The organism is Entomobacter blattae (assembly GCF_014672835.1).
Classification (GTDB): Bacteria; Pseudomonadota; Alphaproteobacteria; order Acetobacterales; family Acetobacteraceae; genus Entomobacter; species Entomobacter blattae.
Map to the genome: position 1 here is coordinate 1,404,551 of NZ_CP060244.1, position 24,257 is coordinate 1,428,807.

The following is a 24,257-nucleotide window of genomic DNA, read 5'->3' on the forward strand; positions in this document are numbered from 1 at the left end:
TTTTATACATCATTTATAGAACAAAAGAGGCAGTCTGATCATCTGACGAAACAAAATGTCCAGTTGCAGTGTTGTTGATTTTAATGGAAGTATTGTTGGTAAGAAAGTGAATGGTTAAGCTTGTGTCTTCTTTTATAAATTCCAACTGAGATAAATTTTTAAAGTGAGTTATGGTAAGAGAAGTGGAAGAAGCATTAAAATTATCCAATATAGAATTTGAGTAATTTGTTAAATCGATAGTAATAGTATTAGAAGAATTACCAAGAAAAATATGACTGTCACCTGAAAAAATGTTTACGATAGCTTTTTCTGACCCTCCCCAATAGGTGCTGGTTCCACCTTGTATATTTAAGGTTTGAGTAGAGTTATTATAATTAGGATCTTTACTTGATATGATGTCAAATGTTCCTGAACCAGTCCATATTTCTTGGTTGGTTTTGCCGCCAAAAACAGTCGCCGAAAAATTATTTTTTCCTCCTATAATAATTTGTTTTCCATTTGATAAATTATTATTTGCATAGGCGTGTAAAATATTCCCATTATTAAAAATTGTTTGGGTATCTTCACCGGCAAAAATATCTGCTGTATCTGTAGTGTTATTACCTAAGCTTATAGATAGAATACCTTTTGTTCCTATGACTGAAATATTACCTGCTATGTTAGATATACTATTTTTGAACGGACTATCACTTCCATAAATTATATCATTACCATTGCTATTTATTATTTGATCATTCTTCATGAATTTAATGGAGTTCTTTGAGTTTGTTATTGTATTTACTGTATCAGAATAATTTTTGTAGATATAATTTCCATCATCAATAATTTGGATTGGGGTAGTGATCTTTGGATTAAAGTTTTGAGATGAGTCATATAAAAAGTTGGGTGAGAAATGTCTTCTGAAAGATTTGCAGTTCCACTGGTTGAAGCTTCTATTTCTCCATAGTACATTCCTAAAGACCAATTTTTTAAATTTAAATAGTTCTGAGTTGTATTAGTATCAATTCCTCGCACAATTTGTTGGATAGCTCTCCATAAAGCAGCATTAAAGTTGATTTGAATATTATGTAGCTGCTCAGTCTCTTCTGAAAGATATAAAGGCGGTACAGATATATCAGAATCTTGTAATAACTTGGATGAGCCTTTTATAGAGCGATAACTTAAGGATGAAGGATTATAAATTCCTCCATTGTGATTTGGATAGACTGTTGTGTAAATACTCTGTTCTCCTCTGGAATCAAATAATGGTATTTGTATAAATATGCCAAAGGAAGGTAGTTGTGAATTATAGTAAGGGCTTTTAGGAGAGTTAAAGTTGGCAGTAATGCTATTTGAAACTTGGTATGAAATACCGAAGTTTGTTCCTTTTGCTGTTAAACGCTCAGATACATTAAAAATTATAGGTTTATCAAAAGTATATATTTTATTTTTCCAGCTTGCATCAAAGGTTTGTAATTGGATATCATGAAGATGGCCTCCGGTATTACTGATTTCGTAAGTGTAATCTCCTTTTTGACCATAAACTGAAAAACGAGAAGTTACGGGATAGTTATTTTGGTCATAAACATTTGTTGCCCATGTGTATCTGGGGATACCCAGCATAGGAGATCTATAATCGATGTCATTGATAGTTGGGACTGCTGGATCAAATATTCCACTAGGTGGGGTACCCCACATTGTTAGATTCCAGTCTGTATCTAGTGTGCCGTCAACATCTGGAAGAACCTTGTTAAATTCTTCGGAACCGTTAACTATATTGCCAGTATTGAACTGAATTTTAGGGCCTGTTTTACTAATATCCGTAAAAATTTGTTCCATATATTTACGTCCTATAAAATAACATTATTGTTGTTCAGAAGTGATAATATTAATGTAACAATGTAGTCGTATATTGCCTATCGTAAAGTAAAAAACCGGGTATCTAGATAATTTGTTGGTGTAATATTCTCATCAATAATTTTCCCCCTATTCCATCTATTTTGCCAGTGAGTGAGGTAGTTTTTTGCGAGTTGTGGGGAATGGGAGATGACGAGGGCGTTCTCGCTGTTACGCCTTTCGGCAGACTGTGTGTAGTTGAAGGGGTAGTTTCTACGGTTTCTTCATCAGCGATGATGACCTTGTCGTGCTGGATGGCAAAATCGCTATCCGTGCGGATGAGAATGCCTGCTTCTTTGAGTGCGGTAAGGGCTTTGGTACTGTAGCGATCCCTGTTGCCCTTTTCGTCAACCACCATCCTGACATCCACTCCGCACGCTTTGGCATTGATCAGGGCCGTGGTGATGTTGGGTGCGGTAAAGGAATAGGCCATAATCCGCAACGAGGACTGGGCATTGTTGATGACAGAAAGTACGAGTGCTTCAGCGCTGCCTTCGGGTGAGAAGCCCGCCTGTAGGGTAGGCGCAGGAAGGACAGGGGAGTTTGCAGATGAAGGGGGATGAGGAGAGGGGGAGGCAGCCTGATCCTGCACAAGGGTAATGGGGGCAGGAGTGGTTTCAAAAGCCTGTTTGAGTCTTGGCCAATAAGGGTAAAGGCTTAAAATAATGATAAAAGCTGACAATACTCCATAAACTGTATTCCTGTTCCAGTTCATGACGTTATGCCCCTCTTGCCTTTGGGGTCATAGAGAATTTTTTTGACTTCCCAGTTTTTCATGAAGACAACCACATCAAGGGTCTGCTCTATCTTCCTGCGAATGGTCTCAAATTCCATACCCTGGCCCACCGCACTCTGCTTGACGAGATCAGCAATACGGGAGGAGGTTGTGAGCGCACTGTCGGCATGGGTGGAGAAGATACCCCCTGGATGACCCGTATTAGCCCCGGCCAGATAATCCCATGCCGCTTCATCGCGCAGCTCGGCCATGATGATCCGATCGGGTGTCAGTCTTGTGCAGGCACGCAGGGCTTCACTAACGGTAATCCGACCCACGTCACCCTTTTGCTCATACATCAGGAAGCCTGCTTCTCCCGCATTGGGGGCGGTGATCTCATGAATATCTTCGAGGATGATAAGACGCTCATGGGAAGGGACTTCCAAAAGCAGGGAACGGGTGAGGGTGGACTTGCCAGAGCCGGTGGACCCGGCGACTGCAATATTCTGGTGGTTTTGAACGGCTAGGGTAAAGAAGGTTGGCAAATCCCCTTTATCAAGCAGTTTAAGCATCTCCATTTCAAAGGGGAAAAGCTCGCCTTTCTGGTTTTGCCTTTTGTGGCTGAAGCCTGCAAAGCGCTTTTCCTGTTCAAGCTGGGCCAGAGTTTTGGTCACGGGCAAATGCTTGCGAAAGGAGAGAAGCACAGTGCCCGGTAGCGTTGCCGGAGGCCAGCAGATGATCCCTCGGGTGCCGTCAGGCAACAGCACATCATTAATGGGCTTTCTGCCCTTGCCATTAAAGGCGAGCAGGGCGTTGGTCAAAGTGTGCAGCATGGGTTCTGTTATGGCAGGATCAGGAAAGAATGTCTTGCCTGTGGTGGTGTCACAGACCACTTCGCCAAAACGGTTGATCCTGATCTCAAAGATGTCTGGATCACCAAGATAGCGATCCAGAGGGGAGAGCACCTGTCTTGCAGCATAATCGCGCCGTGGTGTTGGGTTTGGGCTAGGAGTAGGGGATTGGCCCTGACGTAGCTCTTGACTGTGATCCTGACTCGGACTTAGGTTCTGGCTCATGGGGCACTTCCATAAGCCAGTGAGTAAACCGATGAGAAGTCGAGGTCACGAGCCACATAGATGGAAACCACATCACCTTGCTGGTCATAAAGGGTGGGGGGAATATTGACCGTGTTCTGCAACACAGTATTGCCCATCTGGCTGGTCTGTTGCTGGGTATTGGAGGTGGAGATATTGGCCGTGTTGTGTTTTTGCGTGAGATTTGACAGCGTGCCAATAGTAGACTGGCTTAGGTCAGAGAACAGGCTGATCATCATTGCATCGCCAAAGCGGTCGAAGAAATGGGTATCGACCTGTCCCTCGATGCCAGCACTGCCCAATCGGTTGGTGCCGGGGCTATCAAGATTGACCACCACACCATCAGGATTGCGCAGACGTGTCCACAAGACAAAGATACGCTCCTGTCCGTGAGCAAGACCAGAAGAGACCTCCCCATCCACCACAGCCCCTTTGTCAATCAGACGGACTGTGCCATCAGCTGAAAACACATCCCGGCTGACCCGGCACGAGACCAGCCCTGCTACAGTGGTATCGAGCTCTGTTAATGTCCCACAGGTGATCATTGTTCCCTTGGGCACCATAAAGCGTGGATGGGCCATAACAGAAGCCAGAGCTGGGGCACGATGATCGCCTGAAAGTCTTCTGCTCAAGGCAGAACTTTCTTCAGACCTGCGTTCAGGCATCGGTTTTTTCTCGGCACTTCCTGTATCACTACCAGAACCTATGGAACCTCCAAACCCACTTTCCAGCCTGCGCTGCAAGGCCAGCTCTTCAGGAGTGGGACTATGCTTTTTAGGGCCTGACTGTGCAGCCAGAGGAGAGGCATTTGATGTTATCCCATGGGTTGCGTCAGGAGGTGGAAGCACCGTGAGAGCCTGTTTTTTGGGCTCTGGTCTGGGAGTTGTGGCTAACGTAAACTGGTGTTTGGGGACAGGAGCAGGAACAGGCCTGTTCTTTTGACTGTTCTCATGGGAGGAGATCCAGTTCTCATAGCCCAGATAGCCGAAAAACCCAAGGCAGCTCACGCCAGATAAAAAGAACAGGGCTTTTAGTCCTACGGCCCTTTTCTTGCGATCTGGTGTAAGAGGCAGTCTTGAGTCAATGGGCTCGTCATTCTGTCTGGTGCTGCCTTCAGGAGAGGGGCTGGAAGAGGGGGACTGGTAGAATGTATCGGTGTCAATGGTTTTAGGCATTTACTTATCCTCCTGTGCAGGGTTGGCGATACGCCGGACATAGGGGCTGGTTGTACCTGTGGGACGGCCAGCAAAAATAGCCCTTGGGTTGTAGGCGGTATTCCTGATGCCTATAACCTTATCCCCGGAGCGGATCACCCATTTTTCAGCCACCATCTGGGCCACTATGATGTTGTGGTTTTCTCCACTTACAGAGCTGTTGACCACACTTTCCTTACCGTCCTGTCCCATGACAAACAGGGTGGGCAGGTCTATTTTTTCAGGGAATTTGAAGTAGGTCAATTCTCCATTATCCCATACATTGACTGGCTTGATACTGTCTGCATCATCGCCTATCGCCATGGTGTAATTCAGGTTTTTGCGCCCAGAGATATAAGGGTTGGCAAAGGCACTCTGGATGGAGTGTTCCTGTACTTCTCTGGCTTCCTGCTTCTCGTCATCATCAGGATATTTGTAGGTCAGCTCTAATGTGGCCTGCCTGAGTTGCCATGGGCTTCTGATAAAGCCTTTTTTACCATCTTTACCTTCACTCTTTGAGGAAAGTTCCCCGATGTAGTGCAGCATGATGTGGTAGGTGTGTTTATCGGTAATAATGGTGAGATTGGTATCGGCATTTTCAGCAACGGGTTTGACAAAAAAGTGGTTTTTGACATGGGCAAAATCCCAGGCTTTTGAATCCCCAAAGGCATGGGCCAGATAGGTTTCCTGTGGAGAGACGGTAATATGGGTGGTCACTCCCACCACACTATCAATCACCACCGTATCCTGCGGGTTATACAGGGCTGACTTGATCCGGTAATCGTAAGGGGAAACCTGTTTGCGTTCCAGCCCATGGCTGGGGATGGAATAAAGAGAGAACAGGAAGGAAGAGGTCAGGGCAGCAGTCCATAAGAGGAGATACTGGTTTTCTCCGCTACGGCCCTCTCTGCCTTTACCAATTTTGTTCCTTGAAGAATGGGAAAAGGGTTTCATGATCATTCTCCTGCATTGGCAGCTTCTGGCTGCGCTTTAAAGGAGGTCACCTGAAAGCCAAGAGGGTTCAGGAAACGCTGTGAGGCTGTAAGCACCGTCTTCTGGTAGGAATAGGCTACTGTGGCGATCCAGTGCTTTTTCTCTTCAGGGATAGAACGGTTGGCGTATTTGTCCTGTGTGGTATAGCGGACAGTAGCGATCTGGTTCTCACGATCCAGAATGACAGAGACCAGATGAACCGTGCGGATCATGCTGTCCTGTAATTTCCTGTCCATGGCCTCATTACCGGAAAAGAGTTTGGCATAGTCACCAGCCACAACAGGCGAAGACATGACAGAGACAGCGTCATAATCCTGTTGAAGGGTATAATAGTCGTAGCCTTCATGATGGAGCACATATTGGCCCACCCAATATTGATCAATGACCTCGCCATAGGTTTTCTGCTCGGTCAGCAGGGAGACAGTGTTGATCTCTCCTGTATCCATGTTAATGGTCAGGATATGTTCAGGGATGGGCTGGGCGTAGCGGTGAATGGTATAGCCCAGTCCTGCCACACAGAACAGGCCAAGACAGAGTGAGAGGGTGGAGACCCTGCGTGAGAAATTGCGGCTGGAGATCAGTTCGGCCAAGAGGTCACGTTCCAGTCCAAGGGCTTTACTCTGATGGGCTGCAAGAGCCGTTTTAGTTAAGAATTTCATGAATGTCTTCTCCAGAAAAATTCAGGGTGAGAGGGGGTGTAAGGGATGCTGACACTGCGGGTGCTGGTATTTTGTTCTCTACTGCCTGCTTGATCAGAACTTCAGTGTTGGAAGGGGAAGTCTCCTGTCTGACAACAACCGAGGGCTGTTCAGAGGGCTGAACAGGTTTTGGGATTAAAGCCTGTGCTGTTTGGTCAGGGGCAGGAAGGGGAGTAGAAATAACAGTATTTATTTCAGGATTATTATTCCTGTTATTATTAAAATTATTTCTATTGGAAACAGCAGATATTTTCTTATGTTTACGCTCAATTTTCCTGTGTTCAACAGGGGGAGCTAAAACAATGGGATTGCCAGCATGGATTTGTGGCATATAAGGGCTGATCTCATCGGGAACAGTCCTGTTGACAGCTACATCACCGTCAAAGTCTGGCTCTGGAGGCAGTGTTTTGCCACAGGCCGCAAGAGTAATCAGTAAGGGAAGGGCCCAGGGGAAGGTATAGAAATATTTAGGGCAGAAAAAGGGGTTCATGGTTATCTCCGCAACAATAACAATGAACCATTATTAATATAAAAAATGATAAAAAACAAAAACTATTTAACAAACAAATTATAAAATAAAACAAAAAATATAAAAATAATATCCTTGTATTTGAATACACATTGTGTATCTAATAAATAAGAAAGGTAAAAATAAGGAGATTTATAGTGTCTGCGAACAGATCAGCGATCAATATAAAGATGCTTGAAGAAACGCGTCAATTAATTGATGCGGCAGCACAAATTACAGGAAAAACCAGAACGGAGTTTATAACAGAATCATCAAGGCGGTCTGCTGAAGATACGTTACTGGAGCAGACATATATAAGAGTTAGTCCAGAATCTTATGCGCATTTCCTGTCTGTTCTTGATGAACCTCCTTCAGGAGAGGGGTATGAAAGACTTATGAAAGTTAAAACACCGTGGGAGGAATGAGGCCTGTTCCGCTCAGTCCTCATCATGACCTGGAAGACTTCAACTCTGGGGATTTATCTCTTGATGAATGGCTCAGGAGAAAAGCTTTAAAAAATCAGGTAACAGGGGCTTTACGAACGTTTGTTTATTTGGAGAGTAATAGGGTTAAGGGCTATTATGCTCTGGCATCAGGAGCTCTTGATCAGGCAGGAGCTCCGGGTTCAATTAGAAGAAATATGCCAGACCCTATTCCTGTGGCAGTTTTGGCTCGACTGGCTGTTGATAGCAGTTTACAGGGGCAAGGATTAGGGGCATCCCTTTTAAAGGATGTCGTGTTACGTCTCACTGAAGCAGCAGAGATAGTGGGTATTCGTGGAATACTGGTACACGCTGTTTCAGATCGGGCAAAAAGTTTTTATAAGAAATATGGTTTTATTGATACAATAGGCGATCCCTACCGTTTGGTCTTTTCATTAAAGCAAAAACGTCAAACCTGATAGTTTTTAGATGTGTTTCTCTCATCTATAACGATGGTGTTGAAAGTTGCCTGCTTGCGTGGTTCTCCTTTAATGAACCATATGACGGTTTTTATAGTTTTCATTGAAAAATAGGTAATGATAATAGCGTGATCTAAAGCCACGATCGGTTGTGAATTTAGAAAGTTAACGATAGTATCCATTGGGTGGTCTCCCTTCTTGTAGTCGTTTGAGAAGCTTCTGTGTGGCTTTGATCTCGCTCTGTGCTTCAAGAACCTTGTTCTTTTTTCCGAGAGAAAAATAGGTTTCCTTACACTTTTCAAGAAAGAGAAGATGGGCTTTTAATCCATCTTCTGATGTTGCTTTCTGCCTGTTCATCATTTTGCAGAGCTTCTGGTATAGCCTTTAATGGCATTTAGGCAGCAAAATGGAGAAAATCGTGTTGCCCTGTGAAGAAATAAAAGGCCTTTAATAAAAATATTATAGGCATTGAGCTATGCTTTTGTATGCGCATGTTATATACATATTTTTTATAGAGAAAATTTATGGAGTATAAAAATGCCACGTATAACTTCTGGTTCAAGGCAGGCTGCAAATGTAACTTTACCTGTCCGGCTTTTAAAAGAAGCAAAGCAATTGGGGATTAATTTATCTCGTGCTTGTGAAAATGGTTTGGCACAGGAGGTTTCCAGGTTGCGTCGTCAGCAATGGTTGCAGCATAACGCACCCGCCATTAAGGACTGGAACGAAAAGGTTGACAAAGAAGGACTTCCACTAGACGAGTATAGGCAGTTTTAATGGCTCGTTTTGATGTTTATGTTCTTTTGCAGCCCAAGAGTGTCGATTACGTTCTTAATGTCCAGTCTGATCTTTTAGAACAGCTTAACACCAGAATGGTTGTGCCTTTACTTTCTAAAAACTCTCTTAAGCCTATTCGTGACCTCAATCCTGTTTTTACTATTGAGGGCAAGGAGTATATGATGATGACTCAAGCTATGGCGAGTATTTCACAAAAAGAGCTCAAGCAGAAAGTATGCTCCTTGGAAAATAAGAGAGATGAAATTATTCATGCTCTTGATATTTTATTGACAGGTTTTTAGATAAGGGCTTTTCAAGAAAGAGAAGATAGGCTTTTAACCCATCTTCTGATGTTGCTTTCTGCCTGTTCATCATTTTGCAGACCCTCTTGCATAGCCTTTAATGGCGTTTGTAGCGGCTTTGGCAGCCCCTGCACCACCACTGGCAGCCGCTGTTGCGGCATCAGCGACCTTACTGCCAAGCCCAGCACCTGCGTCAGAAGAAGGAGCCGAAAGGGCTTTACCACTTCCTCCGCCACCACTATTCAGAGCACGGGTAATGTCTGGAATATGTCCTGCTACGCCGCTACCCCAATGGGCTGCAATGGAAGGTATTTTCATAATGATAAAGAATGACATCGCAGCCAGAAGCCCCAGAGAGGCTGTAGCGTTCAAGGCAGGAAAATTCCCTTCAGTAACTGACTTAACTCCGTTTAAGCCGTTCTTAAAAAATTGCATGATCATACCGTAAGACATGGCACAGATCACGACGACGATAGCGTGATTAACGACAGTTCCCATCCATTTTTCAAAAAGGCCTTTGGTGGGTTTGAACAACAGACAGAAAATAAAAGCGGGCCCAAAACAGATTGCAATGCCAAGCAGAAATTTGGACATGGCTAAAATACCCGCCATCATGGCGCAGAGAAGAACGGAGAGCACTAACACGTTAAAGGCACAGATCATCAGGACAATTCCTCCTCCAGAAAAGAAGCTGCTATGATCCCACATACCAAAAGAGGACTTGATTGCCAGTTCAAGACACTGGTCTATGGTATTGGCTACACTACCGGAAGAAGAAGCACTTCCTGTAACCAGAGCCTGTGAAACCTGATCAGGAAGGGTAACGGCTAAATGGGCAAGGGTTGTCTGATAAAACCCACCCACACCGGCAATCCCCACAATCAGGGCTGTTCTGATATAACGTTGGAAGAATTGACCTAAAGAGCCCCCACCATCGGCATAAAGAAGTTGCATTCCTTCCATGAGAAACATCATGGTCATGGCTATACCAACAACAGGAGTTGCCATTTGTGCTACTAAGGCAACTTGGGTAGAAACGTAATTCAGGATAACGTTATCCATAGTGTTGAAGAACTGTGTTGTAATCTGAAAAGTCATTTATCAGGTTCCTTATTTTCTGTGCTGTCATTTTTCTTTTCAGTCCATGCCCAGGGATGTTTTGGATCAAAACCTTTTGTAATATCAGGGGAGTTAACGGGCTCGTCTTTCTTGCCAATGGCCCAAACCTGTGTTTGGGCGCTCATGGCGTTCTGGCAATCAAGTGAAACCTCAAGATTGGCATCCTTCTTGCACTCAACGATCCGTTTTACCCGTTCCTCGGTGTGGGCAATATACCATTCCCTGGTCTGCGCCTTTTTCTCGCAGGCGGAGAGGAGGAGGGGGATTGTGAAGAGGGAGAGGGCGCATGTTCTGGTGATTTTCTTCATGATCAGAATCCTTGTGTAATATCGGGTGAGGTGATGGGATCGTCCTTATTGCCAATCGCCATTCTCAATACTGCCCGGTTTCGCTCCATTTCCAAAACATCAAGTTGGGCTTTCTGTAACATTGCCATGAGCTGTATCTTGGCGGTCTCACCCTGTATCGTGCCCTGCATGGCGTTAATGCGTGTCTGAAGATCAAGAACCTCTTTGGGAGTAGAGGCAAACTGCAACTGTTCTGCCAGATCCTGTATATTATTCAGTTCGGCCATGTGGTTGTTATACGCCTTGAGGGCGACTGCCCGGTCATAGGCCCCTTTTTCGTCAAGTTCCTTCTGGATGGTATCAAGAGCCTGCATGGGAGAGAGGCTGTTAATCCGCTCCTGCATGGTCTGCATCATGTCATTGACCGTGCCGGAATAGTCCGAACTGCCATTGAAGGCATCAAGGTAAACCTTGCGCCAGTCTTCTGGCAGGTTCGCCTCGATCTTTTCGGCAGCCTGAGGCAGCAGGGTTGAGAAGACCGTATTGCCATTCAGTGATTTATACATGTTCATTGTGGTTTCCAGCTGCTGCTGCATGTTGGTAAGCTGGCTTTTGGCGGTAGAGACCTGCTGGAGAAGCTGCTCAATGGATGAGGGGTCTTTGACCACCACCTGTGCAGTTGCAGGAGAGGTTACAGCCCCATAGCCGAGTACGGAAATGGTCGTCAGAGAGAGAGCGAGAAGGTTTTTACGCATGGCGTGTCCTGTAAGAATGGAAAGAAGATGGGTCATTGGAGAAACTCCTGAACAATAAGGGCGATACCGCTTAACAAAATCAGTTCAGGCAGGAAGGCATAAAGAAGGGTGCGGATTAGTATTTTCAGGCTTGTTCGACTCCTTATTTCTTCAGGGACAAGAGGTTTTGGTGGTTTGCGCTCAGAGGCTTTCATGGGCGTTTTTCCTCAAGCCTTTTCCAGAAGAGGGGCAGCCAGACTTTGGGGTCTGCACTCCCACACTGTTCAATCAGGGTGCGGATGATCTCGGCATTGTCTGGTGTGCCAGACAGAATGGCGATGTCATCGTCCATATCCTCAAGACGCATGGAGGCCATGGCCGTCTCATCACCCTGCTTGATCAGGAACTGGCGGGACTGTGGGCTGATCTGCACCAGCTCTTCATATTCTGAAGGGGTCAGTTTCAGGCCGTCAATATAGTCTTCTGGCGCAGCACCCCGGTTGGAAAGCAGGATTTTGGTGGCCACTGACTGGACAATGGTCTTGCCAATCCGGCTTTCAAGCGCATCGTTCGGCTCTTGTGTAGCAAAAACATAGAGGCAGTCCTTCTTGCGGTCTGTTTTTAATCCCCGCTTGATCTCATAGTCGATGGTGGGGTCATCCAGATACTGGGCGAACTCGTCGAGCACGATCATCGCATGCCTCTTGCCATCTATGCTGGAGCGTATACGGTAAAGCAGATAGAAGAGCAGGGGTGTTCTGGCTGTTGGGGCTTCAACGTCTTTGGGCGTAATGAAGTCGGAGAGGTCAAAGCCGTAAATATCATTCCGGGAGAGGTCGATACTGTCTGTATCATTGTCAAACAGCCAGCCATGCTGCCCCTCCCTGCACCATGGGGCCAACAGCTCATGCAGGCTGCTGCTTCCCTCTTCAACGGCCAGAAGCTGGACAAAATGGGTCAGGGTGCGCCCCTCTTGGGGGAAGATGCTCTCTTTACCCATCATGGCCTCTACGGCCTGACCAATCACCTCTTCCTGTCTATGGCTGATCTCATTTTTTAATGATATTTCAGCCAGTAGTCTGATCAGGCGTTTGACAAAGGCCTTATTGGCGGTCGTGCCGTCCATCTGTAAAGGTTGCCAGCCTGTCGGCACGCCATCTTTCAGTTCCAGATAATGGCCTCCAAGGGCAAGGATAAGAGGGGCAAGTCCCTGATCCTTGTCATAAATGAACATGCGGGGAGAAAACTTGGTGGCATTGGCGAGCAGGGCTGATAGAAGGGTGGATTTGCCTGTGCCCGTCTCGCCCAGTATCAGGGTATGGCCTGCCGGCCTCTTGCCTTTGGCGTTCTCTTCTTCGGGGGTGGGGTGGAAGTTGAAATAATACGGACTGCCAATCCGTGTTCTGAACATCATCACCGCATCACCCCACGGGTTCCCGGAAGCCTTGCCTCTCGCATAAGAATGGAAGCTGTTAAAATCAAGGAAGTTCAGGGAGTTGATGGGAGCCGGGCGTGGGCGGTAAGTGGAATTGCCGGGCAGGGTGGCAAAGAAGGCCGCCTCACTGGCCTGGGCCACAGGCTGGGCAATGACCCCGCAGCTGTTAAGAAGCACACGGGCGGTGCGGGCTAAATCCTGTGCCTGTTTCTGGGTTTTGGCAAACACATGCAGCGTAAAATGATGTTGGCCAAGCAGGATACGCCGAGAAGCCACCGCATCTTCTCCCTCCCTGATCCCATTGATCTGGGAGAGTGCAGGATCGTTCGTGTCTTCCAGTTTGCGTCGTTGCAGGCTTAACAGCCATTTCGCAGATGGCAGGGAAAGGGTGGAAAAGCTTTGCGTTGTCAGAAACTCAAAATCGGCTTCCAGTAGCAGGTTAAACTGGCCTGCTTCTGTGTGTTCCTCATATTCCCTGATCTCAAGACCGGAAGAGAAAATGCTCTCATTTTCGAGCCTGATCTGGAACGCATCGCCCCACAGGCTGAAGACAGGCCGTGTATGGCAGAGATAATCACGGATTGCCCCTTGCACAACAGGAACCGGAGCCCAGTCATGATTGACAAGAAAGGAGAGGAACTCAAGACCAGAAGAGAAAGCCAATCCTGTTTCTTCAGGGGTGATAGGATGCTCAATGATATGATTATCCAAAAGGTCGTTATCCATAACATCCTTTTGCTCTTCATCAAGAGTATCGGTCTCATCTTCTTCTACAAGATCATGGTTGGAAAGATTGATATGCTTGCCTGCCCTGTCCCGATAGTAGATACCGAGCTGTTCAATCCCATAGGGTTTCATATGGCCCATGATCTGGCTTGAAATATCTTCCAAAGCCTTGATCGCCTCTTCCTGAAGATGGGCGATTTCTTCCTGTGTTTTCTTCTCAAACAGGCCAAGGCGTTTTTGCACCCGGTCAGCAATCGGATCGTAAATCAGGGTCAGGTAGAAACTGTTACCCCATAATTTACGGTTGAGAAAACCTTTCTGGTAGTTATGGTCAAAATGGCGGGGAAAGAAGCCCTCCAGCCTTTCTTCAGGCGTATAATCAATCTCGTAATGGTGGTGATGGGTATAAAACTCCAGATGATCAGAGCCGATGCTTTTCAGGAGCTGGTTAAGGTCTTCTGTCCAGCCGCCCAAAGTGGCATCAGACTGGCATTCAGGTGACCTGCCAGTGAGTTTGAAAATGGTCAGGAAGCGGCCCTGATCGGTGCTGATAATGGTATCTGTGACATGATGGAGATAGGGAATATAGGAAGAGACAACAGGCTCTTTGGTAAAGAGCCTGTCTGCTGCTGTCTCCCTTTTTGTTCTGTAAAAGGACAGTGTCATGAGGATGACTCTCCTGTTTTTGTTTTTCTGTAGGGAAGATAAGGGCTGCCATAAGGGGCAGGGGCATAGCTTGTTCCACGCCATAGTCTGTGGAACGGGTTTTTCCAGCTATTAAAGAGCTTTGTTTTAAGGAATAAAAACAGAACCCTGAATATCCGGTCATCATGTTTGGACAGGGCATAGGCGGTGCCAAAAAGCACAGCAAAAATCACCAGAGCCCATATATGGATCAGCATGAACAGGCAGGCTGATACCATCAGAATGCCGATGGCTATATCCCTTGGCACTCCGAAGAAAGTGGGGAGCCGTGTAATGCCTTTAAGCAGCATATGGGAATGGGGCATGGAGATTCTCCTTATGCACCAAGGCCAAAGAGGCCCGCAATATAAGACGCTGCTCCGATAATGATGAGGCCTACAGCAGGCTTGACGATGGAAGAGTAAGACAGAAAGCTGAACAGAACTCCTACACCAAGGCAGATAATACCAATCACCGCAGCAATCGGAGCGATAGTGAGCAACCATGACTGGATAGAGGTTAAAGCCGAGGTACCATTGCTTAGGCCGCCAGCTGCAAAGCACAGGTCTGGCAGGTGTAGCAGGCCGATCACCAGAAAGGCAGCAAAGAAGAACTGCATAAAAAGAGAGGAAGAACAAAAAAAGAACAAGGATTTAGGGAAGGGTTTCATAAAGAAGAGTTCCTTTAAGAGAGATGGAGAAGGAGGAAAGGGAGAGATGTTCAGCAAGCCAATGAAGGGCCCTGTGGGCTGATCGCCAAGACTTGGGTTTGCTGATATTCTGCCTGCGACAGATGACGAGATAGCGGGTACTGTCCGTGCTGTTATTGTCCAGAAAGACAGGGACAAACACGCCATGGGTTTTCAATAGGGAAACCAGTCTGATATTTCTGGTGTGAAAATCCCGTAGCAGACGAACTTCATCGACAAGAACAGCATGGATAGGTTCAGAAGGCAGAAGAGGAGAAGACAGTAAATCAGTCATGATCTTTTCCCTCTTCTTTGGCTGAAGGGGAGGCTATCTGCTTGACTGATGCAGGCGGTGTAACGACCTTTGAGGTAAACGCGTCATTATCATCGCTACTGGCAAAAACATCATGTCCCCCCTTTTGGGCTGACCTGTCCTGATGATCTGTCGTAACAGAGACTGTATCACCGTCACGCTCGGGAACACCGTCTGTATCATGGCGGGGTGAGGCGAGTAAGGCAGGAACCATAAGGGTTGAACTGGAGACATTGGCAGCAGCCAGTTGCACCAGTTTGCCCACATAGCCATTGGTAAAGCCCTTGCTGGTATTGCCTGTATTATAACAGGAGAGGGCCTTGCGAAGCGCCTTTTGACCCACAGAGCCAGTCTCTGAAACCGCGCGGTTGTAACATTGGGCCAGAATTTTTGTCCCCCCACGGATATTCTCGCAGGATTTAAAGACAGAAGTCCGGTCTAATCCAAGGCTGCGAAAGTTTGCTGAATTAACCTGCATATAGCCCGCATCAAAATTCAGCCTGTGAGTGGAAAGCCAGTCAAAGGTGGACTGGGCTTCCTGCATGTTCTGGGGCTGGCGTGGCAGTTTATAACGGCCATTGACGTGCACGGCATACTGGTTATCCCCGGACTCAGCCTTGATCAGATAGGCCGTAGTCAAGGGATGCACACCCACACTACAGTTCCTGGCTTTTTGTAAGACATTTAAAGAGATGATCTCGCGGGAATGGGCTTTGCTTCCTGATGCAGGGAATAAAAGCCCGATAATGGCCAGCATCGACAGGGTCAGTGTCGGAAGCCTCATGCCGTTTATAGGTATTTTTGTCATGGGAGTTATCCTGAGTGATAAAAGAAAATTGTTTTTTCAGGATTAATTCTATAATAATAAATTTTATTTTGTCAAAAATAAAATGAATTTATTAATCATGGAAAATACAAAAAATGAGAAACTTATATATCCATCTCTATACAGTCGCTCTTTCAGTCTTCCTTGTTGGGGTGATGTTTATCTTTACCTCTCAGGCCCATTCTGAAGACCCCTGTGCGGCCTTTCTCTGTATGGCTGGTAAAGCACAGGGCAGCCCATCAGGCGGGTGCCAGATGCCAGAAGAAAGCTTTTATAATATAAGGATATATACGGCATCTGGCTTTAATCATCATCTCACGGCGGAGGCCAGAAGGCGGTATCTTTTATCCTGTCATGGGGTGGGAATTAATCAGGCCATTCTGGACGAAATTATCGAGAAGTTTGGCTATGATTACGATTAATTAAAAAATATATTTATTTATTCAGAAAAATAAATTATATAACAAATATTGTTTATTAAAACAAATAAGCATAAATACATATCATGTATATAAAGGTTATATGCATGACAAAAAACTTTCATTTATAGAAATTTATATGAGGATATGATTATGACAGATATTCGTTACCTTGATGGCAATTCTGGTGAGCTGGTTATCCGTTCAGGGGGAACTTCCTTTGAAGAATATGATGGGACAGCCGGCAACAGGGTTTCTCTGGATTTCAGGGTTTCATCTGCACCGAATGTTACTGTGTCAGGACTGGGTTCTGACTCATTTATCATGGCTGCCAATAACGGCAACTACAATGTAACAGGTCTTTCCATTGATAATCGCATACCAGTCTTTGTTGATAATTCTGTTCAGAATGCTATCTTCACTCTTCAGGATGCTTTACTGGTCATGAATGGGGAGGGTGGGCGTGCCAATGCTACTGTCTATGATCGGGGAAATAGCCAGATTTGGGCTGGGAGTGGCACCATCAACCACACATTACAAAGCACAGCCACAGGTTCACAGCTATTTGCAGGGAAAGAAACAGGCACGTTTAACCTTTCTGGTAGTGGACAGGCACCAGTCGATGTGATCCTGAATGCTGTCAAATCTGAAAGTGACAATTACACGGTCAATGTCAACAACAGTGCAGGGGCTACCCTGTTTGCATCTACTGGTCAGTTCTCTTTTACTGGCAGGAATACGGATCTGGTGCTCAATGACAACTCTGTTCAGCAGGGTGCATCTTCACAGTTAAATCTTTTGGGTGATGATACGCTTTGGTCTGGATCAGGAATTGTGTCAGCACTTTTATCTGGTAAGAATAACACCATTGCTGTGAGTGGATCGGGAGCCATCAGCCTGACTGGTAATGGGGCTTCTGATGGGACGGTTTCGATCTTTACAGCTTCAGATGCTGGAACAGGCAAGGTCAGTTATGTGCAGGGGATAGAGCAGGCCAGTATTGATCTGAAGAACGCTTTTGATATTACCCTTGGGACAGGCAATGCTGTTATCAGTGACTTTATCGGAAGCAGCAGTTTACAGAGTCTGCATCTGGCAGAAGGGCAGAGTGTAACAGGAGTTACTCATGCCAATGGCAATAGTGTGTTCAGTCTTTCAACTGGGAACACAGTTACCTTCCTCAACAATGCCACAGTCGATCAGAATATCTTTGCTGTTGCCTAATTCTCCAACTTAAACCTACAAGCAGGGAAAGGCCGCATACCATGCGGCCTTTCTTGTGTGTTACGTGTAGACTTTATCTTCTGTGTCCCGTCTTCAGAATAAGGATGCAGAGCTTTTTGTCCTGAATATCAGCAATGATACGAAAGTCTCCCACTCTGTAAGACCAAAGTTCACCTAAATGGCCGCGAAGAGCTTTACCAAGGTTACGAGGGTCTTCTAAAGTGACAACGCGTTCTTCCAAAAAGTTCATAAGCCTTTTGGCCACTGGTTTATCCAGCTTACTGAATTCTTTACTAGCTGTTTCAGAAAATCTTATTTCCCACATAATGACACTTATAGATCAAGAGTCTTTTTAAGGTCTGAAGAGGAAATGGTTTTTTCTTTTCCTTTTCGGATTTTTTCCAGAACATCGGCAGCGAGATAATAATCTTCCAGCTCATCCAAACCGTTTTCAATTAGTTGGGCAATATAATAGGTTTTGGTTCGGCCTGTCTGTTTTGCCAGAAAGTCAAGCCGCTCTTCAATATTTTGGTTAAGGCGAACTGTGGTTGTCATGATGCTTTCTTTCAGAGAAGAATATCTTAATATATTACATGTAATACATATAATCAATTGTTAAAGAATGTGGATTTCTCAAATGAGAACCCCACAACAAAGCTTCTATGGATTTGATGGATTTTTACAGAGTAAAACTCCACAGCCTCCACAACTCCACAGACCACAACAGCCTGATTTTTTATTTGTTTTTTTAAGGGAAAAAGAAAACAGATTTATTTAAATAGCTTGGTAACGTAATTGTGATTACACCAAACTCTATTATAAGCCATTGAAATATAATGATAAATGGTGCCCATACTCGGCATCCGTAATCGGCATTTGATACCGCCTTTATGATACCGCGCATTTGGGTTGTTGACTCTTCAAACATTTCACAAAGAGACTTAAGGAGAGATAGAGGAGAACTCCACCCTCTAACCCTTCAATGCTTTAGAATATTAGCCCCAGAAGAATATTAGCGCCCCAGAAAGAGGGAATGGGAAAAGTGCGAGGTAAACCCCGTACTATTATATTGGGGGAGATGAAAACTACCCATCATATTGCAGAGATAAAGTTCCGTAAAAACAATGCCGCAAATGAGTATGATAACAAATGCTTTAACCATTTTATAACCTGTATCGACTTTATAATCTGTATCGACATAATCTGTATCGACATAATCTGTATCGACGAAAAATTAATTTTTAAGATATAACAGAATTGACCATAGCCAAAATTTTGGCATTTTTATGCCTGTGTTTGTGCCTGTAATGGCAATTCAAAATGTTCTATTAAGGGAAAGCCTATTTATTAAATAAAAATAATTTATATAGGAGATCCATTATTTTTTACCATTGCGCTGGCATTTCAGTATAAAATGGACAGAAGATCAATTTAGTATCAAAAGATAACAAAGCCTTTATCTGCCTTCTTCTTGGCTCTTTTTACGGGAGAATCGAGTGATACTTTATTGGAAAGCACATATAACTTTGTAATCCTATATCTCTTATAGGAAGTTGGGTATTTTTATAAACTGGCTTGGCCTAGAGGGTGTCTTTTTTACAAAGTAGGGTATGGAGTGTTTCTTATACAGAAAATGCCAGACCCCCCAGGACAGCAGCAAAATGCCAAGACAGTATCAGTAGAAAAGGGGGTACGGACTGCGAAAAAATATCCCTCCCAGGTTGTTACTACCAGGCTGTTAACTTTCAGGCTGTTAAATAATCCGTTTTTTAACGAAATACTCTGAAAGTTTTCTCCGTTAAAACTTCTCTCTTTCAGAAAGGATGTGAGCATGAAAAAGATCACGTTAGGCGTTGGCGTTATAGGTAGTGGTTTTATGGGGAAAATTCATGCTTGGGCATTTGGAAGTGTTGGGCGTATTTTTGCGCTGCAACAAAAACCAGTTCTGAGTATGATGGCAGATATTTCTGCCGCAGCGGCGGCCAGGGCTGCCAACCAACTCAGTTTTGAACGCTCTACAGGAGATTGGAGAGAGCTCGTCCATAGCCCTGATGTTGATATTGTCTCCATAGCTACTCCTAATATCTACCATGCCCCCATGGCATTAGAGGCCATAAAGGCGGGGAAGTATGTTTATTGTGAAAAGCCCATGGCCACCACATTACGAGATGCCCTGGAGATGACCCGCTTGGCAGAGGAAGAAGGGGTCATTACCATTGTAGGGTTTAATTACCTGCGTAACCCCATGATCCGTCTTGCACGTGATATTATCGAAAGTGGCGAGATAGGGGAGCCGACAGGCTATCGTGGGGTTCACTCCGAGGGGTTTATGGCTGATAAAAACCAGCCCTATACATGGCGGTGTGAAAAAAAGAACGCCGGGGGTGCTACAAGCGAGATAGGCTCGCATGTTTTGGCAACAGCACGCTATCTTTTGGGGGATATCGATGAGGTTTGCGGCCAGATGGATACCATTTATCACACGCGTCCTGCGGCAGATGGCTCGCAAAGGGAAGTTAATATTGATGACCAGATGAATTGCCTGGTTAAATTCAAAAAATATGGCTTTACTGGAACCCTTACCGCTTCTTGGCTTGCTACGGGTAGGGCTATGCACCATGGTTTTGAGCTTAGTGGCAGCAAGGGCTCCATGGTTTTTGACCAATCCCGTTTTAATGAGTTACAGCTTTATAAGGCAGATCAAAGAGGGGGGCGTAAAGGGTTTACCCGGATTGAGCTTGGCCCCGAGCATGGTGATTATGGGGCGTTTTGTCTCGCCTCTGGCCACCAACTCGGCTTTAATGACCTTAAGATTTTGGAGGTTAAAAAGCTTCTGGATTGTATTGCCACTGGCCGGCAAACCGATTTAAGTTTTAGAGACGCCCTACAGGTTACCCGTGTTTCTGAAGCGATTGCACGCTCTTCTGAAGAAGGATGCTGGGTGGAGATGACCGAAATTGAGGATCTGCCCTCCCTACAGAGAAGAAAACCCAAAATCTCGAGTGGGAACATAAAGGCTGTTTTAGAAAAGCCTGTATAGCCTCCCGTATGGGTAACCTCCCGTAAGGATGCGGGGGCTTTATGAAAGCCGAAATGGACGGGTTCAGCTTTACAAGGTGGAAATTTCCCCTCGCCTCTCTCTCTGCCCCCCCTCTGGCCCTCCATGACCAAACTAGAGTGTCCTTCTTTCCTGTAACCTTTGATATGATTGACCGGATTGATATTGTCAGGGGGGAAGAATAGGGGGGTGCCCTTCTTCATTTTTTAGGCATCGTTAAGGTTAAGATATTAGGCATAGTCAGGTTAAGACAGATATCTCCCCGTAAGTATAAAAGGTTAAATCTTATACTTACGGGGGATATGTTTTTTACAGCCCTCTTCCTGAATAGTTTGGCTACGGAAATGTTATGTAGGTTCCTTGCCCTTAAAAGATTGTTCTTAATAGGGGTGTAGGTGAAGCTGGTCTTTGTCATATCTTTGTCAGAGGGCGGCTTGATAAAACACATCATAGGCAACCACCACTCGCCGGTCTTTTATGGCTCCTTAAGGGTTTTGGGGTGGAAAGGTGAGGATAACGTTTGGTATTAAAGGGGCTTCAGTTTTCTTTAGCAATTCCATAGGGTGGCAACTCCATAGGGTCATGGAGAGTGGCCGAATACACACCTTTCTAATCCTGCCTGAGCTTATAGTGTGGGGTCTTACATTGCCCTGAGCATTAAGGGATGGCAGAGGTTGTATGTCTGTTGGGTAGTAAGCTACCCAAAAAGCCTTAAAATATCAGGGCGTTTTCCCCCTCCTTTTGTGACGATTTTTCTAGCCTACCAACAAGCCCATATTCTACTCGGTGATCTGGGGAAGAAAACCCCAGTTTTTTATGAATTGTCTTATTATTTTACGAATTCTTTTGTTATTAAGTCATGGTAGTGATTGGTAAGAAGGGGGGGAGGTGTTAGATGACATCTTTTGGGTCCAGCAGATCTCTATTGGCGAATTCTGGCAAGAATAGTGTTGCGATGTAGGAGATGGCCCCCATAACCATAACATAACACCCCAGCCAGAGCCATGCTCCTGTACCCGCGCTCATGGTATGAGAAACAGAGTGGTCAATTGTCCATTTAATAATGAGCGAACCCACCAAAGGGGTAATGCCCCCGGCCACAACAGCAGAAAGCTCGCGGGCAAAAGAGACACCCAGGTAACGATGCCCAGAGCCAAACATTTCGGCCATCATGGCACCTTGGGCCCCAAAACAGCCCCATGCCCCACACCCTAACCCCACTGACAGGGCAATCACTGAGAGAATAGGATTTCCTAAGGTAAAACTATACCATACTGGTATGGCAGAGAAAAACAACACGAGGGAGAAGAAGCGGTAGGTGAATACCCTACCCCATTTATCGCTCATCAGCCCGGCTATGGGCACAATAATGGCCCCTACAAAAGCTGCAATCATCAAGGCCAGTGGGCCAAAATAAGTGCCCATTCCGACCGTGTTAATCATAAAACTTAAAGCGAGAACCTGATAAATGGAAGATCCACCATTATCCCCATAGCGTAACCCAATAGCGACCAGAATGGGTTTCCAAGAGCGTCGAACAAGTTCAGGAACAAAGATTCTCTCGGTTTTTCCTTTTGCTTTAATGGCTTCAAAAGCCGGTGACTCTTTAAGTTTTATGCGCATGAGCAAGGCAACACCTACAACAAAAATACTGCTCAGAAAAGGGATGCGCCATAAAAAGGAATTTTGGGTAATATCGCCATTGTAAATCACAAGAAAATAAACAATAGCTGCCAGAACCGTGCCCAGCTGAATGCCCATATAAGGGAGAGAGGCACTCAGCCCCCTTCGGCCAATGGGGGCTATTTCTGTCATCATAACGGAAGCACCTGCCTGCTCGGCTCCAGCGCCAAAACCTTGCACAAGCCGCAGAAAAATCAGCAGGGCAGGGGCCCATAGGCCAATAGTCTGGTAAGTGGGAATGGCCCCAATGAGGGTGCTGGCAATACCCATCATGGTTACGGTTATGAGCAGCACTTTCTTTCGGCCGATGTGATCTCCCAATGCGCCAAAGATAATACCACCAATGGGCCTTACAGCAAACCCAAGGAAATAAGTGCCAAAGCTTTTAATAATCGCCATGGCCGGAGAACTGCTGGGGAAAAACAGAGGACCAAACACAAGGGCAGAAGCCAGACTATAAAGAGCAAAATCATAATATTCCAAAGCACTGCCTAAAGAGAGGCTCCAAGAGGCTCTAGAGACTTCCTGCATTGTAAGATGCGGTGTATCATTACCGTTTTCTGTTGGCATAGGTTCAGTTTGTTTTATCATAATACCACCCTTTCAGAGGAAATATGGTATGGAATATGAGAGGTATGGAAAATTAAAGCGGAAATTTTAGCGGGCGGTTTTCTTTTTGGCAGCGATAAATGGCGGTGAAAAGCTCTACAACTTTTCGGCCATCATGCCCATCAACAATAGGGCGCCGGTCATGCTCAATAGCCTCTACAAAATCTGCAATTTGTTTTTGATGGAAATAGTAGGAAGGGTCGATAGAGTCAAAATGGGCCTGATCTTCCTCTTTCCATTTTGCCAGGTTGGTTTCCTCTCCTGGAATGGTCCATAAGTCGTTAAAAGCGGCTTCTTTTAAGGGGTTCATACCGGCAATAAACATATTGCCACCATCGGTTTGTACCCCAACCGAGGCGCCTTTTTTGCCAAAAACATGCACTTTTCCATATAAAGCAGGATTTTGAGAATTACTGGCGAGAATATTGCCCAAGGCACCGTTTTTGAATTTAATAATGGCTAGGGCTGTATCGTCTACTTCAATATAAGGGTGGTTAAGGTTCGCCCATGTTCCGTAAAGTTCCTCAATATCACCCATATACCATAAGAGCATATCCAGCTGATGAGGGAGCTGGTTAACCAGCACGCCGCCGCCTTCTTTATCCCAGGTGCCTCGCCATGGGTCACTCTCGTAATAGTCCTTTCCGCGCCAGCCTAGCCACGTAACAACTCCTAAAATCGGATTGCCGATTTTTCCCTCCGTAATGGCATTTTTCATCCGCATGGCAGAAGGGTAGTAGCGCCGCTGGGAAATGACACCCACTTTGCGTTTATAACGTTCTGCCGCCTGAAGGATGGCATCGCAATCTTCCAAGGAGGAGGCAAGGGGTTTTTCCACAAGGATATGGCAGCCCATTTCCAAAGCAGGTACTGCCACTTCAGCATGACGAGGATGGGGGGTGCAAATAGAGACGATATCGGCCTTGGTCGTTTCTATCATTTTTTGCACGGAGTCAAACCCCTGGAGAGAATAGGGGGCCGCAAATTGTTGGGCCTTTTCTCGGGATGTTCCACAAACAGCGACCAATTCTGTACCAGGGGTATGTTTAAAGGCATCAGCATGAATAGTACTGACCTTGCCTGTACCAATAAGGGCAACTTTAAGTGTTTTCATGAATGGATACCATTATATGATTAATTAACCAGGGCTAGGATAGAAGTTTTTGTGGTAAAGACAAAAAAATAATTTGTGATTGCACAAAAACCGCTTGGGAAAAAACGGGATTTTCCCTACCTCATAGCCCCCAAATCTCCCTGTTTACGGTCCTTGGAACGGGAGAGGAAAAAGAAATCATTATGGCTAAGATAAAGAGAAACGTACAATAAAGCCTACAAAAACAAAGCCTACAAAAACTCCACCTTTCGATTAAACCGAAGGTGGAGAAATACTTTTGGT

At 45.4% G+C, this 24,257-nt stretch carries 29 protein-coding genes; 8 read left to right on the forward strand and 21 right to left on the reverse strand.

The genetic code is table 11. The annotated features are described in order from the left end of the window. Positions 1-13: 13 nt before the first annotated feature. From JGUZn3_RS06190 to JGUZn3_RS06225, 8 genes are all read right to left on the reverse strand, one after another. A complete protein-coding gene (locus tag JGUZn3_RS06190; RefSeq protein ID WP_203412720.1) occupies positions 14-742 on the reverse strand; it encodes a hypothetical protein in 729 nt (242 codons plus the stop codon). A gap of 35 nt (positions 743-777) precedes the next feature. Next, positions 778-1,818, reverse strand: a complete 1,041-nt coding sequence (locus JGUZn3_RS06195) for a hypothetical protein (protein ID WP_203412721.1) — start codon at positions 1,816-1,818, stop codon at positions 778-780. A 103-nt stretch (positions 1,819-1,921) separates the two neighbouring features. Continuing rightward, positions 1,922-2,590 (reverse strand): phospholipase D-like domain-containing protein, encoded by a 669-nt coding sequence (locus JGUZn3_RS06200; protein ID WP_203412722.1) that lies wholly within the window; start codon positions 2,588-2,590, stop codon positions 1,922-1,924. Beyond that, positions 2,587-3,666, reverse strand: coding sequence for an ATPase, T2SS/T4P/T4SS family (locus tag JGUZn3_RS06205; protein WP_203412723.1), 1,080 nt, complete (start codon positions 3,664-3,666; stop codon positions 2,587-2,589). Before JGUZn3_RS06205 ends, JGUZn3_RS06200 begins: the two co-directional genes overlap by 4 nt. Beyond that, entirely contained in the window at positions 3,663-4,859 is a 1,197-nt protein-coding gene (gene virB10, locus JGUZn3_RS06210; RefSeq protein ID WP_203412724.1) for a type IV secretion system protein VirB10, read from the reverse strand. Before virB10 ends, JGUZn3_RS06205 begins: the two co-directional genes overlap by 4 nt. Further along, on the reverse strand, positions 4,860-5,831 hold the full coding sequence (locus tag JGUZn3_RS06215) for a TrbG/VirB9 family P-type conjugative transfer protein (RefSeq protein WP_203412725.1): 972 nt from the start codon (positions 5,829-5,831) through the stop codon (positions 4,860-4,862). Between the two features lie 2 nt (positions 5,832-5,833). Continuing rightward, positions 5,834-6,529, reverse strand: a complete 696-nt coding sequence (locus JGUZn3_RS06220) for a virB8 family protein (RefSeq protein ID WP_203412726.1) — start codon at positions 6,527-6,529, stop codon at positions 5,834-5,836. Further along, a complete protein-coding gene (locus JGUZn3_RS06225; protein ID WP_203412727.1) occupies positions 6,513-7,058 on the reverse strand; it encodes a hypothetical protein in 546 nt (181 codons plus the stop codon). The genes JGUZn3_RS06220 and JGUZn3_RS06225 overlap by 17 nt, the downstream gene beginning before the upstream one ends. Positions 7,059-7,234: 176 nt before the next feature. Here JGUZn3_RS06225 and JGUZn3_RS06230 point away from each other — a divergent pair, with 176 nt between their 5' ends. The 4 genes from JGUZn3_RS06230 (at position 7,235) to JGUZn3_RS06245 (ending at position 9,056) form a co-directional block, all read left to right on the forward strand. Further along, positions 7,235-7,501: a type II toxin-antitoxin system TacA family antitoxin gene (locus tag JGUZn3_RS06230; protein WP_238996766.1), complete on the forward strand. Its 267-nt coding sequence runs from the start codon at positions 7,235-7,237 to the stop codon at positions 7,499-7,501. Further along, entirely contained in the window at positions 7,498-7,977 is a 480-nt protein-coding gene (locus JGUZn3_RS06235; RefSeq protein ID WP_238996767.1) for a GNAT family N-acetyltransferase, read from the forward strand. Before JGUZn3_RS06230 ends, JGUZn3_RS06235 begins: the two co-directional genes overlap by 4 nt. A 537-nt stretch (positions 7,978-8,514) precedes the next feature. Then, positions 8,515-8,754, forward strand: a complete 240-nt coding sequence (locus tag JGUZn3_RS06240; protein ID WP_203412729.1) for a type II toxin-antitoxin system CcdA family antitoxin — start codon at positions 8,515-8,517, stop codon at positions 8,752-8,754. Next, on the forward strand, positions 8,754-9,056 hold the full coding sequence (locus JGUZn3_RS06245) for a CcdB family protein (protein ID WP_203412730.1): 303 nt from the start codon (positions 8,754-8,756) through the stop codon (positions 9,054-9,056). The genes JGUZn3_RS06240 and JGUZn3_RS06245 overlap by 1 nt, the downstream gene beginning before the upstream one ends. 69 nt (positions 9,057-9,125) lie before the next feature. On the opposite strand, the gene JGUZn3_RS06250 is transcribed toward JGUZn3_RS06245, so the two are convergent. The 9 genes from JGUZn3_RS06250 to JGUZn3_RS06290 are packed head-to-tail and all read right to left on the reverse strand — an operon-like array spanning position 9,126 to position 15,850. Then, positions 9,126-10,154, reverse strand: coding sequence for a type IV secretion system protein (locus JGUZn3_RS06250; protein ID WP_203412731.1), 1,029 nt, complete (start codon positions 10,152-10,154; stop codon positions 9,126-9,128). Then, on the reverse strand, positions 10,151-10,483 hold the full coding sequence (locus tag JGUZn3_RS06255; RefSeq protein ID WP_203412732.1) for an EexN family lipoprotein: 333 nt from the start codon (positions 10,481-10,483) through the stop codon (positions 10,151-10,153). Before JGUZn3_RS06255 ends, JGUZn3_RS06250 begins: the two co-directional genes overlap by 4 nt. Positions 10,484-10,485: 2 nt before the next feature. Then, entirely contained in the window at positions 10,486-11,253 is a 768-nt protein-coding gene (locus JGUZn3_RS06260) for a type IV secretion system protein (protein WP_203412733.1), read from the reverse strand. Further along, entirely contained in the window at positions 11,250-11,411 is a 162-nt protein-coding gene (locus tag JGUZn3_RS06265) for a hypothetical protein (protein ID WP_203412734.1), read from the reverse strand. Before JGUZn3_RS06265 ends, JGUZn3_RS06260 begins: the two co-directional genes overlap by 4 nt. Then, positions 11,408-14,023, reverse strand: coding sequence for a VirB4 family type IV secretion/conjugal transfer ATPase (locus JGUZn3_RS06270; protein ID WP_203412735.1), 2,616 nt, complete (start codon positions 14,021-14,023; stop codon positions 11,408-11,410). Before JGUZn3_RS06270 ends, JGUZn3_RS06265 begins: the two co-directional genes overlap by 4 nt. Further along, positions 14,020-14,367, reverse strand: a complete 348-nt coding sequence (locus JGUZn3_RS06275; protein WP_203412736.1) for a type IV secretion system protein VirB3 — start codon at positions 14,365-14,367, stop codon at positions 14,020-14,022. Before JGUZn3_RS06275 ends, JGUZn3_RS06270 begins: the two co-directional genes overlap by 4 nt. Positions 14,368-14,378: 11 nt before the next feature. Continuing rightward, positions 14,379-14,711 (reverse strand): TrbC/VirB2 family protein, encoded by a 333-nt coding sequence (locus JGUZn3_RS06280; RefSeq protein WP_203412737.1) that lies wholly within the window; start codon positions 14,709-14,711, stop codon positions 14,379-14,381. After that, positions 14,695-15,024 carry a hypothetical protein gene (locus JGUZn3_RS06285; protein WP_203412738.1) on the reverse strand — a complete coding sequence of 110 codons (330 nt, stop codon included), beginning with the start codon at positions 15,022-15,024 and terminating at the stop codon, positions 14,695-14,697. The genes JGUZn3_RS06280 and JGUZn3_RS06285 overlap by 17 nt, the downstream gene beginning before the upstream one ends. Beyond that, positions 15,017-15,850, reverse strand: a complete 834-nt coding sequence (locus tag JGUZn3_RS06290; RefSeq protein WP_203412739.1) for a lytic transglycosylase domain-containing protein — start codon at positions 15,848-15,850, stop codon at positions 15,017-15,019. Before JGUZn3_RS06290 ends, JGUZn3_RS06285 begins: the two co-directional genes overlap by 8 nt. A 113-nt stretch (positions 15,851-15,963) precedes the next feature. On the opposite strand from JGUZn3_RS06290, the gene JGUZn3_RS06295 reads away from it, so the two are divergent. Further along, positions 15,964-16,290 carry a hypothetical protein gene (locus JGUZn3_RS06295; protein ID WP_203412740.1) on the forward strand — a complete coding sequence of 109 codons (327 nt, stop codon included), beginning with the start codon at positions 15,964-15,966 and terminating at the stop codon, positions 16,288-16,290. Between the two features lie 150 nt (positions 16,291-16,440). Then, complete coding sequence (locus JGUZn3_RS06300) at positions 16,441-17,511, forward strand: hypothetical protein (RefSeq protein ID WP_203412741.1); 1,071 nt, start codon at positions 16,441-16,443, stop codon at positions 17,509-17,511. 73 nt (positions 17,512-17,584) lie between these two features. Here the strand turns inward: JGUZn3_RS06300 and JGUZn3_RS06305 are convergent, their stop codons facing one another. Beyond that, the gene (locus tag JGUZn3_RS06305; protein WP_238996768.1) at positions 17,585-17,836 is read right to left on the reverse strand and encodes a type II toxin-antitoxin system RelE family toxin; all 252 of its coding nucleotides are present in this window, start codon (positions 17,834-17,836) and stop codon (positions 17,585-17,587) included. Positions 17,837-17,844: 8 nt separating this feature from the next. Next, positions 17,845-18,066 carry a type II toxin-antitoxin system RelB family antitoxin gene (gene relB / locus JGUZn3_RS06310; protein WP_203412742.1) on the reverse strand — a complete coding sequence of 74 codons (222 nt, stop codon included), beginning with the start codon at positions 18,064-18,066 and terminating at the stop codon, positions 17,845-17,847. 1,276 nt (positions 18,067-19,342) lie between these two features. On the opposite strand from relB, the gene JGUZn3_RS06315 reads away from it, so the two are divergent. Both JGUZn3_RS06315 and JGUZn3_RS06320 read left to right on the forward strand, forming a co-directional pair. Continuing rightward, entirely contained in the window at positions 19,343-20,551 is a 1,209-nt protein-coding gene (locus JGUZn3_RS06315) for a Gfo/Idh/MocA family protein (RefSeq protein WP_203412743.1), read from the forward strand. A gap of 41 nt (positions 20,552-20,592) precedes the next feature. Beyond that, positions 20,593-20,754, forward strand: coding sequence for a hypothetical protein (locus JGUZn3_RS06320; protein WP_203412744.1), 162 nt, complete (start codon positions 20,593-20,595; stop codon positions 20,752-20,754). A 706-nt stretch (positions 20,755-21,460) separates the two neighbouring features. On the opposite strand, the gene JGUZn3_RS06325 is transcribed toward JGUZn3_RS06320, so the two are convergent. Both JGUZn3_RS06325 and JGUZn3_RS06330 read right to left on the reverse strand, forming a co-directional pair. Next, on the reverse strand, positions 21,461-22,843 hold the full coding sequence (locus tag JGUZn3_RS06325) for an MFS transporter (protein WP_238996769.1): 1,383 nt from the start codon (positions 22,841-22,843) through the stop codon (positions 21,461-21,463). A 52-nt stretch (positions 22,844-22,895) separates the two neighbouring features. After that, positions 22,896-23,975 carry a Gfo/Idh/MocA family protein gene (locus JGUZn3_RS06330; RefSeq protein ID WP_203412745.1) on the reverse strand — a complete coding sequence of 360 codons (1,080 nt, stop codon included), beginning with the start codon at positions 23,973-23,975 and terminating at the stop codon, positions 22,896-22,898. Positions 23,976-24,257 lie beyond the last annotated feature (282 nt).